Source organism: Longimicrobiales bacterium (genome assembly GCA_029245345.1).
In the GTDB taxonomy this organism is placed as follows: Bacteria; Gemmatimonadota; Gemmatimonadetes; order Longimicrobiales; family Gaopeijiaceae; genus CALFPJ01.
This window is the reverse complement of record JAQWPM010000013.1, coordinates 1-13,348: the sequence shown is the minus strand read 5'-3', so window position 1 is coordinate 13,348 and position 13,348 is coordinate 1. Positions and strand designations below refer to the sequence as shown.

Below are 13,348 nucleotides of genomic sequence, written 5' to 3'. Positions count from 1 at the left end.
TCTGCCTAGATCCGCTGGCTCAAGAGATCGACCAAGACCGGCACATGCTCGGCCGCGGCTCCGTCCGGTGTGGTCTGCCCAAACTCGTACGTGACGACGGGCAGCCCCTGCTCCGCACCCCACGTTCCGAACGAACCCGGCGTGGGATATCCAACGTCCGGAACGAGCGGAAGCTCCGTTCGTTCGGCGAGCCATCGCCCCAGGGCCGAGTCGTTCGGGTCATCGATGCACGCCAACGGAGCGTGGAGCGCGACAACCGCATTGGGCTCGAGTGCCTGGATGAGCTGGATGAGCCCTTGGGTCTCCGGTTCCGAGCCCGGCCCGTCGCCGGGACTGAGGGCGACGTCACGTGGGGCATCAAGCGTCGATCGGTGCATGACCGCGTCGGGCTGCCAATCACGGGTCGGGAAGTTCCTGTTGAGCTCGACGCCACGGGCGTTGCAACGGGTGCCGCGACTCAAGCCATCCGGATTGGCTGCGAGCACAACCGCACAGTGCGGAGACGGTTCGCCCAGGGCACGAAGCGCGCGGGACAAAGCGCTCGTGGTCTCACCTTCCTCACCGTGGATCGCAGCGAATACCAGCAGCTCACAGGGACCCGATGGGCGCCAGACTTCAAGAGGCGCTCCCAAGTGGGAGCGCCCATATACGTCGGGCGCCGAAGCGAGCGTGCCGCGGTCCTGTCTCGGGCGAAGGGTCAAGCGGTCATCCGGTTCGTGTTGATGACGAAGCGTTCATAGATGTCGTCCAGGTGTCCGAGGACCACGTCTTTCAATTCGAGATCCGCATTCTGGAGCACAGCACGTAACGTGCCGACGGAGAGTGCTTCTTCGAGCGACGAGGCCGTCGGCTCATGGCTCAGATGCCAGCGTTCCGGCGCTACACCTCCTCGATCGCGATCGTACGGGCGAAAAAAACCCTCCGCCGTCTCCGCAGATATACGCTCATCGAGCCAATCGTGCAGCGGGCCGAACATCCCTCCAGAGTCCACCTCTTCAGGGATCAACTCGATCTCATATCCCTCGGGTCGGGCCGCGTGGTCATAGACATCCAAGTCCGTGCCCCAATGGTGTCGCGAGGCACCTGGCAGCGCGGACCACCTGAGGATGGCGTACACCCACTCCGCCGGGCTCAACTCGTGAATCGAAAGAGGCTCTGCCGCCGAATCCAGCACGGCTAGGTCGCCACGGGCTTTGCGATTCCAGATGGAGAGTTGGTGATCGAACGCGCGAAAACCGCTCAGCACCGTGAGGTCGAACCCAGATATCGCAGCCTCGTCGCGAAGTCGCAGAAACGGATCGACGACACTCCTGTGAAGTCGAACACCCAGGCGTTCGCTTTGGACCGCCGAGCAGAGGTGTGACTCGTCACGGCCCGTGGAGATCGTGCTGTCGCTCACGAGCCCTTGTCCAACACCACGTACCAAACTTCATCGTCGGCTTTCAGCCAGATGGAGTTGAATTGAGACGTAGACTCCCCGTCCGGCCTCGTCACGGGCCCAGAGGAGAAGGCTACATCTCCGGAGTCCATCACCTGCACGAGGTCAGAGCCCCAAGCAAAAGGAGCACCGTCACCTTCGAAGAGGGATCGCCTCACATCGCCAATGACGGTCCGGCCTCGTTGTGGCCGATGGCCGGCGAAGAAGACAGCATCAGGTGCGATGAACGTCAGGAACGCCTCGAAGTCTCGGTCGGCCATAGTCTTCGCAAACGCGACCTCACGAGCTCGGACCTCTTGAGCCTCTGGCCCATCGAACTGCGCCGAGGCCGAATCCGGTGCTAGGGCGACGACAACCGCAGCCATCATAAGTACTCGTGATCCACATCGTCCCATTCCGATCAGTTCCTTACCACCCAGTACGTTTCGATTTCGGCTGCCATGCCACCCGGTAGCGAGCCCATGCCCACCGCCGCACGTGTCCCCTTACCCGCTTCTTCGCCAAAAATATCAACCATGAAGTCACTGAAGCCATTGATGACTTGTGGCTGTTGGGTGAAATCAGGCGTCGCGTTCACCATTCCGAAGGTGCGTATGAGTCTCTCTACACGATCCAAGCTGCCCAAGGCGTTCCGCACCGTGGCGAGGATGTTCAACCCGCATTGGTACGCGGCAGCACGCCCTTCTTCTAGGGAATAATCGTCTCCCACCTTACCCTGAAAACCGGGTGAGCCATCAGGCATGCGAGGTGTGTGTCCAGCAGCATAAAGAACGTTCCCCACCAAGACCGTGGGCACATAAGTGGCGACCGGAGCAACCGGTGTCGGCAAGACGATTCCGAGTTCGGCGAGGCGGGCTTCGGGGCGTACCTGAGGGCGTCCGGTGACCGCTATCAAGCGCTCCGGGAGCATGAATCCGAGGGCGGCGGTCGCAGCGCCGCCAAAGAATCGGCGGCGGGTCGGGAGATTGGGCATGGGATGACTCAATTTTGTTGGTGGATGCGGGCTCACCCGAGCTTGCGGTGCCCCCGTCGATTGAACAAGTGGAGAGCCCTCAGGCATCACAGTCACTTGCTGACCTGTGGAGAGCATAGAATGTTTCCAAATGCGGCCCCACGGTCCCGGACTTCTCCATCAACTAGTCGTAGAGACACTTCTCGCATGCGCTACGAAGGCAAAGTCTACCGACCGCCGTCTGAGGCGCGCTCGTACATCATGCAAGCGACCATCGGTTGTTCACACAACCTGTGTACGTACTGCGACATGTACCGCGGCGTGGACTTCCGGGAACGCCCCTTGCCCGAAGTCCTCGAGGATGTCGAGGCTGCCGGCCAACTCTACAACGACGTAGAAAAGGTCTTCGTCGCGGACGGCGACGCACTCGTCATGGACGTCGATCGATGGCTTACCGTTCTCGAGGCCGTCAAGAGTGCCTTCCCGCTCCTCCGCCAAGTCGCCTGTTATGCCACGGCCGGGAACGTGCTCGAGAAGACCGAGGCTGAACTCGAACAGCTGCGCGAAGCGGGGCTGACGCTCCTCTACATCGGACCAGAGTCCGGAGACGACGAGACACTACGTCGGCTCGTGAAGGGCGGGACATTCGACGACCATGCAAACGCGGCCGCCAAGACTCATGCCGCGGGGCTCGAGCTGAGTATGATCACTCTCCTCGGAGCCGGCGGAGTCGAGCGGAGCGCAGAACATGCGAAAGCGACGGCACGTCTCGTCACCGCGATGGACCCTGAGTATCTCGCATCGCTGACGCTGACCATCATCCCCGGCACACCCCTTCAGAGGATGATGGAGAAGGGACGCTTCGAACTTCCGGACGTGAACGGGCTCCTTACCGAGCTACGCACGATCGTCCACGAGGCGCGGCCCTCCAACGCACTCTTCCGCACAAACCACGCATCGAATTACGTACCGATCGGCGGGCGACTGCCGCAGGACCGAGAGCGCATGGTTGCTGCGTTGGACGCGGCACTGGCTGGCGAAATCCCGCTCCGGCCGGAGCACATGCGCGGCTTGTAGGCCGCCCCCCCGCTCGCGTACAATGGCGAGGCGTCTCATTGTGCATGGATCCTCAGTCGATCCGCACTCCGAGACAGACCCCGATGACCCCTACACGCACGCTCCTCCTTGTCCTCTCGCTCCTCCTCGTCGCGAGCCCGGCAGCCGCTCAGCTCCCACGCGCCGAGCAGACACGCCCCGACAACGTCGTCCTGACACATCGCCAGGAAGATCCGTTGATCAAGGAGCGCATCACGGATCGGTTCGACGAGCTCCTGCCGGAGTTGATGCGCCGAGAAGGCTTCGACATGTGGCTCGTGATCACGCGGGAGTACAACTCGGACCCGGTCTTCCGTTCGATGGCGCCCATCACGACCTACTCTTCGCGGCGTAGGACCATCATCATGTTCCACGATCTCGGTCCCGGTCAGGGAGTGGAACGCCTCAGCGTCGGTCGCTCGGACTATCAGGGCGTCTTCGACGTGTATCGGACGCACAACGACTCGCAGTACGTGAACCTCGCGCGCCTCATCGAGGAGCGTGACCCGCAGCGCATTGGGATCAACGTGTCCGACAGGTGGAATCACGCGGACGGGCTCACGCACAACGAGTACATGCGCCTAGAGGGCGCATTGAGCGACAAGTACGTGGACCGGCTCGAATCCGCCGAGATGCTCGCCGTGAGTTGGCTCGAGGCGAAGCTGCCGCGGGAGACGGATCAGTACCGTAGCGTGATGCGTGTTGCTCATCAGATCATCGCGGAAGCGTTCTCCAACGAGGTGATCGTCCCGGGTGTGACGACGAATCAGGACGTCGTCTGGTGGATGCGTCAGCGGGTCGCTGAGCTCGGGCTCGGGCAGTGGTTCCATCCGTCTGTGAACGTGCAGCGGCGCGGGGGAGTCCCGGAGGCCGGTGCGCACGGCACGGTCATCGAACGCGGAGACATGCTGCACACCGACTTCGGCATTATTGGTCTGGGCTACTCCACCGACACGCAACACAACGCGTACGTGCTTCTGCCCGGAGAGACCGACGCACCCGAGGGGCTCAAGGAAGGTCTGCGCCGCGCGAACCGGCTCCAGGACCTGACGATGATGAACGGCCCTGCCGGCACGACGGGGAACGAGGCCCTGGCCGGGGCGCTCGCCCAAGCCGCAACCGAAGGCCTCCAAGCGACGATCTACTGTCACCCCATCGGATACCACGGACACGCCGCGGGCCCGCCAATAGGGATGACGGACTACCAGACTGGGGTTCCCGTCCGCGGTGACTATCAGCTGCGTCCGAACACCTGGCACTCCATCGAATTGAATGCGCGCTACGACGTGCCGGAGTGGGACGGGCAATCCGTGCGTTTCGCGCTGGAGGAAGACGCGGCACTGTTAGAGGACGGGTGGGATTGGGTCGATGGGAGACAGACTGAGTTCTACCTGATTCGCTGAAGCGCTTCTAGCACTTCAGCGCATCCTCAACGAATGAGGTAGAACGCCTCCTGACGAGGCCGGAAGAAACGCCACCCGTCCGGGGTGAGGAAGGCGGGGTCCTCCTGCATGATGTACACGTCCTGCCCGTCCCACTCCGCTACCGCTGTCTTCGTGTTCAGTTCGATGGAGATGTACGAGCCCTCGACGAGCGGCTTCGACGTGGCGTCTGACCGACCCGCGCTGCGAAAGTCGATGCTCGGCCCCATGCCGTGTCCGTGGTTGCCCAAGGGATGCGAATAGATCTGCGCCTCGATGCCGAGTTGCTCGACCTCCTCCATCGCAGCCGTATAAGCCTCGCCCGCCGTGCGACCGGGGCGCGACGCGCGGAGCGTCAGCGCATCCTGCAACGCTACCGTGTTCGCGAACGCGGCCTTGAGTCCATCCGGCGCGTCGTCTTCATCCGGCCCCAGCACGTACGCCATCTTCTGCCAATCGCTGTCGAGCCCCATGTACGAGATCCCGAAGTCGACGTGGATGAGGTCGCCCGGCTCGATCACAGTCGTTTCGGATGCGACGGCCAGGAACCCACGGGATCCGACCTCCGCCAACGCGTGACGTTGAACACGGAGGTCCGGTTGGAACCAAGTCCCCACCCCGTTGCGCCACAACTCGTCGTACATGAAGCGGCGCACGTCACCCACGGTCGTCGTGCCGGGCGTGATGACCTCGCCCGAAAAGGCTGTTTTCGTGATCGCCTCCGTCAGAGCCACCAGCTGCTCATAGTGGGCGAACTCGGAAGGCAGGCGCGTCGCGAGGTACTCCTCGATGAGCGGTGCGGCGCTCACGAAGCGCGCTTCGGCCTCAGGGCCCATGGCATTCGCTAGGAACGCGTAGGAGTCGTGGGTCAGGCTTCGTGTCATGCCACGGCTGCCCCCGATACCGAGCCCGATCGTCGCCGGTTGGTGCTCTTCATAGAGGTTCTGCAGGACAACGTTGGCCGGGTCGGGATCCACGGGCGCCTCAAAGAAGCTCGCGACCGTCTCCTCCCAATAGCCGACGGCCGCCACCTTCCGAAGCCCTGCGTCCCCGGCATCGACGAACACATAGACGTCACGGCGCCCCGTGTACGGACGTGCGGGAGCGACGTACTCGGTAAGCGGATCGTCGTGGAATTCCTCGTTGACCACGATCCACATCCCGATGCCGTGCCGGCGCATCATGGGGAGGAGAGCATCGTGACGCTGCGTGAGCCACTGGTCGCGCACCGCCATCTGCTCGGACCATGTGAGGAGGGCCGGCCCGTCTGACGCGACCGCGGGTGCGCCCGGAGCCCCGCATGCGGTCAGGCCGAGAGATGCAGCACACAGAAGAACGTAGGGAGTCCGCACTCGGTGCTCCTGAGACAGAGGGTACCACAGCGTCGCGTCGCGGCCGCGGCCGGAGCACAACTTGTCGCAAGCACTCAGCTGAGGCGAGCGACGCATCTGCAACGCGCTAGAACGTGATCCAGACACCCCCGTTGAACGACCGCCCATCCAGAGGGGCCCAAACGTCGGTGATCCAGCGGCCGTCCAGGGTTTGCGACGGTCGAACGAGTGAGTCGAAGCCGGTCTGGCGAGTATCGAGGATGTTCTCCGCATTGAAGAACAACCGATACCGCCCGAAGCGCCGGTCGACCAAGAAACCAACAACCGCATGCGACTTCGACACATCGCGGTACGGATTGTCATCTAACTCCTGACGCCCCGTGAAGTAGAACTCGAGGCCTGCCCGTCCCACGTCCTCTACTTCCCATGCGGCGACGAGACCAGCCGAGTGGCGTGGCGTCAGGGGCACCTCTCGGCGGCCGGGGCTGTAGAGGTCCAGCTCCGTGGATCGGAGGTAGGCATGTGTCGCGATCAGACGAAGAGGGCCGTGGCGCACTCGAGCCAAGACCTCGGTGCCCCAAGTGCGAACCGGCTCGGCTGAATTCTCGAGGACCAGCGTCTCACCTACCCGACGCGTGACGAGCGGATCATCGATCTCTGATCCGAACGCACTCACGTTGACTTCCAACGGGCCAAAGACCCGGCCCACGTCGATCATTGCACTCTTCGCACGCTCGACGCCCAAGCCGGTGTTGGGCACCAGACGACTCAGGCCGACCGCCTCAGTCTCTTCCGTAAAGGGCGTCGGAGCGAAGTAGCCGGTCCCGGCGGACAGACGCATGATCCACTCAGAGGGCCGGACCAACAGCGATACTCTCGGGCTCACCCTCGTCCCGTACTCACTGTGTTGATCCAGGCGGGCACTGGCTGCAATAGCGAGCCAGTCGGTCGGGGCGTACTCGTCCTGCGCAAACAAGGCCGGTACGACGTAGTCGAAGTCGAACCCCGGCACATCCTGTGCGTCGTATCCGTCGTACTGAACCGCAGCCCCGACCACCCATAGGTGATCCGCGTCGTGCCCGGACATCGCCAGCTCCGCGAAGCCGGTCGTGTGTGTGTCCCGCTCGAGCCGTGACCCGAATTCGTGATCGTGACCCTGCACGGATGCAGACGCACGAGCGGAGATGGAGCGTGTGTCTGAGGTGAGGATGCGCCCCACGAAACCGCCATCGAGGCGCTTGGTGTCGAGTCCTTCGCGAAACACCGTCCCGGCGGGAGTCAGGCTCCCGGGTAGCGTGCCCCCTGCTCGCTCCTCGACCATGCCACCCACGGTGAACATCGCCGAACCGCCCTCCTGATTGTTCCAGAAGAACCGGGGCCGTGCCACGGCCCGGCGGAAGCGTGGAAGGTCAGCCCATCCATCCGTATCGACATCGGTGAAGCCCTGACGATGCACGCTGGTGAGCAGGGTGTATCCCCAATCCTCGTTCATGTCGTCCGACATCCATCCCACGACGTCGGTTCCATCCATCGAGCTCTCGTTGACCAAGAGCTCCCTTTCGTTGGCCGGTCTCCGAGAGATGAGATTGACCACACCTCCGAGAGCCGTTGATCCATATAGGGCCGAAGCCGCGCCCTTGATCACCTCGACCTGGGCCAGATCCATTGGTGGTACCTGCAGCGGGCCCAGTGCACCGGCTTGGCCGCCATAGAGCGGCAGACCATCAGAAAGAATCTGAGTGTACCGCCCACGCAGCCCCTGAATTCGCACGCTCGCGCCACCAAGCGAGGGCGCCGTGGGCTGAACGCGGAGGCCGGCCGTCTCGTTGAGGAGCATCGCGATGTCGCCCGGGGTCATGAGGAGCTTCTCCTCTACCTCTTCGCGATTGACGACCTCGACGCGCATCGGCTCTTCTTCGATCCGCCGGTCCGTGCGCGTGGAAGCGACGATGATGCCTTCGGTCTCGACGGCCTCTTCTTCGAGTTCGATGACAACGGCGGTGTCGCGCAGAGCGGTCAGGACGACGGACACTCGAGAGTCCGCGAAGCCGATTCTGCTGGCCACGATGGAGTGCTCTCCAGTAGGGAGGCGGAGTACCACCTCGCCATTTTCATCTGTGAGGACTCCCAAGGACCCGACCGTAACCTCGACTCCCTCGACTGGACCAGAGCCGCTCACCACGCTGACCGTGACTCCGACGGCCTGGGCGACGAGCGCCGCGGGGAGGAAGACACCTGAGCCGATGACGAAGGCCAAGAGGACGGGCAGATGGGCCCTCAATCCGTTCACCACGCGTTGCTTCGCTTCCATCAAGAGGGTTGGCGCCCATACCACCTGCAACATCCTAGCTGGTACCACAGGTGAGTCCCAGAGGGCTGAGCGCCCCACCGGCTCGCGGCTTGCCTAACTGAACTGCGTCTTGAGCGCATGCGTCTCGCCGCCCAAACCCTTCGCCCGATGTGCGGCACCTGCGGCCAGGGCTCTCGATCCGACTCGCATGCGCCGCTCTTCTAGCGCTCACTCCGCAGAAGTTGGCTGCCCAATTCGTGAGGAACACCCCCGCAACCGATCACCTGAACGTCTACCTGGAGTGCGGGGGGCGCGGCTACGATCTCGGTTTCTACCAGGAACAGCTCCAGTGGGTGAGATGGGTCACTGAGCCCGCCAACGCCGACGTAGTGGCCGCGCTGTTCGGCTCCAAGCGCCTGCAGGTCGAAGAGTGTTCAGGAGCTTCCCTCTGCCTGAGGCAGACGACGTCGTGGGGCCCTCGACTACTTGGAAGGCTTCTGGGCGGCACTCAAAGATCCAGGGAAATTCGAGCAGGAGATCGTCGATGCCTGCCGGGATCCTGCGACTGCTAGGGGAGAGAAGGCCTCTAGGCCAGGATCTCGCTGCTGTCTCGGGACCACCTGCGGAATGCCCAAACCGAGCCGGCCAATGCCAGAACCACAACGAACCCTAGGGCCACGACCTTGACCACCATCATTGCCATGCCCAGCACCCAGAGGGCCGCGGGAGCCAACAGGATCTTGAGGGCTTCCAAAAGCAGGAAGCCAACGACTCCTGTTGCGGTAGCCGCCGCTGCAAAGCGCATTGAGTCGGTCTCAGTCTAATGTGGTCGCCGTCTAACTACTTTGAACTCTGCGGGCCTACGAAGGTTGCATGCCTAACGATTCGACATGTGTGATAGGTAGCGGCCGCACCAAGAAAACTTGCCCGATCCATCAGCTCATCGCCCCCTACATTCCCGGTAGTCGCAGACGGGAGTGAGCTGGGCACCCGTCAGTCCCTGTGGCGCATCCTCCGCGATGACCGGCATAATCAGCGTACCGATTCCGTCGATCGTACCGGACACGACTTCGCCGGCCTGCAGGAAGCGCTGCTCACCGCGCACCGCGGTGCCCGCACCGGTGCCGCCCGATGTGCCGTTGTTGATCACGTCGCCGGGATAAAGCGTAATGATGGACGATCCGTATTCGACCACCTCCCACAGCGTGTGGATCATGTCGCCCGCCGTGGCCTCCTGCATGACCTCGTCACCGACGTTGAGCGTCTGTCGGAGGATCTCCATCGGGTTGCCGTAGAACTCCTTCGGCACGATCCAGGGGCCCATGGGAGCGAATGTGTCGTGGCCCTTCCCAACGAACCAATCCGACGTCAGCGGGTTGCCGCCCGGCGGACGGCCCCCGCGATCCGAGATGTCCATCGTGACGGTGTAGCCGAAGATGTGCGCTTCTGCATCGTCGGCAGAGATGTACTTCCCCGCCCGCCCGATGACGGCGCCCAACTCGACTTCCCAGTCGATCTGGGTTCGACCATACGGGAGGACGATCTGGGCCCCGTTTCCGACTACGGCACCGCGGCTCGGCTTGAGAAAGAGGTAGGGTATGCCTCGGTTCTCTCGCCGCTGACGACGGGCCTCTGTCCGGTCCTCGTCCGAGCCCGACTCGTTCACGTGGCTATAGAAGTTCACGGCGGCGTTCAAGATCTTCCCGGGATACATGATCGGCGGAAGCGTCCCGACCTCACTCAGGTCGTAGACGTAGTCCGGTCGTGTACCCGTGATCATGTCGTTCTCGACGAGGTGGGTCACCAACTCGTAGAGGCGAGCCTTCATGCCGTATTCGTAGCGCGAGATGAGCTCGAGCATGTCCGCTGGCAGTGGAATCGCCGGGTACTCCGCATTCCGCTCGAGCGCCTCGTTCGCCCTGGCCAGCTCTACGATGTGCTGGTCCCGGAGCACGATCCCGACCTGCGCGATGCCGTCGATCTCGAAGGTGCCCACCTTGAACGGCTCGGCCACGCTCATCTGGGCGAATGTCGGCGGGGCGATCGCCAGGAAAACGAAGAGCGTGAGTGCCAGTCGGCTGCGCATCTTGTACCTCGTCGTGCGTTGAAGTTGCGGGGCGAATGAGAGTGCCGGTGTGAGCGTGTTTGTGTCAATCGGTCGCGGCTGCTGCGCCACGAGACCAACATCACGGCCACGTCGTCTCGCGTCCGATGTTGAGCAAGAATAGATTCAATCCTACGCGACCTCTAACAAAGTCCGTGCCTCAACTGGACAGCCTGCGACCAAATGGTCGACGGGGCCAGCTTACCGAGATTTCATGCCAAAAATCACGAACTCTGGGGTGTGGATCGTTCCGGGGCCAGCCGGGAAGATTCTTGAGCGAGCTGGCTTCCATCCGGCACACGGCCTCGCCATCCAATTCGTCGCGGACGACTTCGAGCGGATCATCGTGTCCCGGTGTGCCGCAACCGTCGCCATCGGCCTGCTCGATGAGGGCTACTCGTCGAAGGGCTTCGGGATCAAGGCGAAGAGCTGTGACTGGGGGCCCTTCGCGGGCTTCGCCATGAGCCACGTCCAATACTCGAAGATGATCTCCGGCGCAGATCCGAAGGCTGTGAAGAAGCAGCAAAAATTCTTCGCCCACGGTAGATCCGACACCGGCTTTGGGGCGACCGACGACGGAGGCATCAATGCTCCACCCGACGGGCACATCCACCAGCACTCATCGATGGCCGCTCCCGATATTCTGAAGCTGTCCGCCCCGAGACTGGAATACCTGCGGTCCCAGCAAGTGATCGATTTTCTGCACGTCAGGGACGGCGGGATGGTCTCGTGCAACTCACCATTCGGGCCCATGAACTTCAGACTCGTCGATCTCAAGACAGGAAGTGCCGCGCGGTGGGGAATTCAACACCAGGACAGCTTCCACGAGCAGGGCGGTAAGATAGTACAGGAAAAAGGAGGGCAGTGGACATTGGTTCGGGCGATGACGAACACCGCCAAGTCGGGATCCGCAACGGACCCTCATCGGCAGTGTTGTGCAGGTGACTACGATCTTTGGGGCGTCTTCCCGAAGAAGGGCTCCTCCGTCGCGAGCACCCACTCGCTCGCGGCTCACGGAATGGATCGACAGATGCAGATCTTTTCCTCGGCCAAGAGATCGGCCAAGAGAAAGGTGTCTGAAGGCATCGGTGACCGCATCCGGCGGCTGCAGCAGGCAACCCGGGACCAAGCTGTAGAACGCACTCAGCACGGGTACGGCACGTACAAGGAGGACAGGGAGAAGGGAAACATCTCGGCTCTTACACTACATACCGCGCGGGAACTCAACCGGCGCATCCGTAAAAAAGGGTACCTGGGCGGTGATATGATTCATCACAACGATGATTTGGGAAACCCGTTCCGGAGCGACGTAGAAGAGGAGTTGATCGCCTTCGTACCGGGGGAAATGCACCCGCAGTTCATCGTGTCCACCGGCACTGGCGGGGCCTCGCAGGGGTCCATTGGGTGGAACCAGTGGGTTCGGGCTTACGAGGGTGACTATGTCATCTACGACAACCCCGCGATCCATCGGACGCGCTCGCAGTAGCGGCCAGCCACCCTAGGCGATCGCGGCCACCAGACCATCAGCTGCCTGGTCGGCGACTTGTTTCGGGACACGCTTCTTATGGAGAACTTCAGAGATGAGGGAGTGGACCTGTTTCAGGGCAAAAGACTTGCCCGCCCCTTCGCCCGCTTCGATCCCCTTGTTGGCGAAGGTGTTGACGAGGCGAGTGACCGGTACGCTTAGCCCAATCGACCTGAGGGTGCTGGATCCTTGAGCCACGAAGCGCCGGTGTTGGATATCAAAGGCGTTGTCTTTCAGCACGAGTCTTATTCCCGCCCTGACCATCATCGGGTTCGGTGTCTTGGACTTGACCTTGCCCGCCAGGTCGGCCGCGAGTTTGGCGTATTCGTCTGAGGTCGCTAGCAGGGTCTTCTCGGCTTCCCTTACCCATTTTGCCGCGGAGAGGACTCCGACGTTGATGCACTCCTTATCATGTTCCACATCATCAGATGAATCGCATTGAGGCCCGCTTTGGCGTCCGCCCCGATCAGGCTTAACGGGTCGGCGGTCTTCGCCATCCGCAGCCTGTTCATGCCGAGTTGAGAGAGCCGCGCGATCAGGACAGCAGCCGTACCACGTAAGCGGAGCCAGTACTTGGCTAAATCCCGCCTAGATCAGGATCGACGTCCTCGGCTTTCCCCTCCAGACGGTCAAGCAGCGACTGCCTGTCACCATCACCGAGATCGCCATCTAGCTTCTGTTCGGCCGCGTCGGGGTCCCCGTCTGCTGGGTCCGCTTCTTCACCGGTAGCCTCTGTGTCTTCCTGACTGGAGTCGGATTCCTCTCCAGCAGCATCGGACTCTTCATCTGCGGCGTCTTCGTCGGCAGAGTCGGACTGTTCCTCAGAGGAATCGGCTTCCTCAGCGTCCTCACTGTCTTCTTCAGCGGCCTCGCTGTCTTCTTCAGCAGCCTCACCGTCTTCTTCAGCAGCCCCGCCGTCTTCCTCGGCGTCCCCGCCGTCTTCCTCAGCGGCCTCGCCGTCTTCTTCAGCAGCCCCGCCGTCTTCCTCGGCGTCCCCGCCGTCTCCCTCAGCGGCCTCGCCGTCTTCTTCAGCGGCCTCGCCGTCTTCTTCGGCGGCCTCGCCGTCTTCCTCGGCGGCCTCGCCGTCTTCTTCAGCGGCCTCACCGTCTTCTTCAGCGTCCTCGCTGTCTTCCTCGGCACCTTCGCCGTCTTCCTCGGCGTCCCCGCCGTCCTCCTCAGCAGCCTCACCGTC

At 62.5% G+C, this 13,348-nt stretch carries 13 protein-coding genes; 3 read left to right on the top strand and 10 right to left on the bottom strand.

Translation table 11 applies throughout. From position 1 onward, the window contains the following. Nucleotides 1–5: 5 nt before the first annotated feature. From mpaA to P8L30_07060, 4 genes are read right to left on the bottom strand one after another with little or no spacing between them, the layout of a single operon-like run. On the bottom strand, nt 6–701 hold the full coding sequence (gene mpaA, locus P8L30_07075; GenBank protein ID MDG2239948.1) for a murein tripeptide amidase MpaA: 696 nt from the start codon (nt 699–701) through the stop codon (nt 6–8). Next, nucleotides 698–1,399 (bottom strand): M15 family metallopeptidase, encoded by a 702-nt coding sequence (locus tag P8L30_07070; protein MDG2239947.1) that lies wholly within the window; start codon nt 1,397–1,399, stop codon nt 698–700. The genes mpaA and P8L30_07070 overlap by 4 nt, the downstream gene beginning before the upstream one ends. Next, entirely contained in the window at nt 1,396–1,806 is a 411-nt protein-coding gene (locus tag P8L30_07065; GenBank protein ID MDG2239946.1) for a nuclear transport factor 2 family protein, read from the bottom strand. Before P8L30_07065 ends, P8L30_07070 begins: the two co-directional genes overlap by 4 nt. Before the next feature lie 32 nt (nt 1,807–1,838). Then, nucleotides 1,839–2,411 carry a RidA family protein gene (locus tag P8L30_07060; protein ID MDG2239945.1) on the bottom strand — a complete coding sequence of 191 codons (573 nt, stop codon included), beginning with the start codon at nt 2,409–2,411 and terminating at the stop codon, nt 1,839–1,841. A gap of 186 nt (nt 2,412–2,597) precedes the next feature. On the opposite strand from P8L30_07060, the gene P8L30_07055 reads away from it, so the two are divergent. Together P8L30_07055 and P8L30_07050 are read left to right on the top strand one after the other, a co-directional pair. Continuing rightward, nucleotides 2,598–3,467 (top strand): radical SAM protein, encoded by an 870-nt coding sequence (locus P8L30_07055; GenBank protein MDG2239944.1) that lies wholly within the window; start codon nt 2,598–2,600, stop codon nt 3,465–3,467. A gap of 83 nt (nt 3,468–3,550) precedes the next feature. Beyond that, complete coding sequence (locus P8L30_07050) at nt 3,551–4,888, top strand: M24 family metallopeptidase (GenBank protein MDG2239943.1); 1,338 nt, start codon at nt 3,551–3,553, stop codon at nt 4,886–4,888. Between the two features lie 26 nt (nt 4,889–4,914). On the opposite strand, the gene P8L30_07045 is transcribed toward P8L30_07050, so the two are convergent. The 4 genes from P8L30_07045 to P8L30_07030 form a co-directional block, all read right to left on the bottom strand. Continuing rightward, nucleotides 4,915–6,258 carry a M24 family metallopeptidase gene (locus P8L30_07045; protein MDG2239942.1) on the bottom strand — a complete coding sequence of 448 codons (1,344 nt, stop codon included), beginning with the start codon at nt 6,256–6,258 and terminating at the stop codon, nt 4,915–4,917. 106 nt (nt 6,259–6,364) lie between these two features. Continuing rightward, complete coding sequence (locus P8L30_07040; GenBank protein MDG2239941.1) at nt 6,365–8,572, bottom strand: TonB-dependent receptor; 2,208 nt, start codon at nt 8,570–8,572, stop codon at nt 6,365–6,367. Between the two features lie 541 nt (nt 8,573–9,113). Then, the gene (locus tag P8L30_07035; protein ID MDG2239940.1) at nt 9,114–9,332 is read right to left on the bottom strand and encodes a hypothetical protein; all 219 of its coding nucleotides are present in this window, start codon (nt 9,330–9,332) and stop codon (nt 9,114–9,116) included. Nucleotides 9,333–9,467: 135 nt separating this feature from the next. Continuing rightward, complete coding sequence (locus tag P8L30_07030) at nt 9,468–10,613, bottom strand: fumarylacetoacetate hydrolase family protein (protein ID MDG2239939.1); 1,146 nt, start codon at nt 10,611–10,613, stop codon at nt 9,468–9,470. Between the two features lie 232 nt (nt 10,614–10,845). On the opposite strand from P8L30_07030, the gene P8L30_07025 reads away from it, so the two are divergent. Further along, a complete protein-coding gene (locus tag P8L30_07025) occupies nt 10,846–12,117 on the top strand; it encodes an anthrax toxin-like adenylyl cyclase domain-containing protein (protein MDG2239938.1) in 1,272 nt (423 codons plus the stop codon). A gap of 12 nt (nt 12,118–12,129) precedes the next feature. On the opposite strand, the gene P8L30_07020 is transcribed toward P8L30_07025, so the two are convergent. Both P8L30_07020 and P8L30_07015 read right to left on the bottom strand, forming a co-directional pair. Then, nucleotides 12,130–12,576: a hypothetical protein gene (locus P8L30_07020; GenBank protein MDG2239937.1), complete on the bottom strand. Its 447-nt coding sequence runs from the start codon at nt 12,574–12,576 to the stop codon at nt 12,130–12,132. A 157-nt stretch (nt 12,577–12,733) separates the two neighbouring features. Continuing rightward, nucleotides 12,734–13,348, bottom strand: a 615-nt coding sequence (locus tag P8L30_07015) for a hypothetical protein (GenBank protein ID MDG2239936.1), incomplete at its 5' end; no start/stop codon positions are given.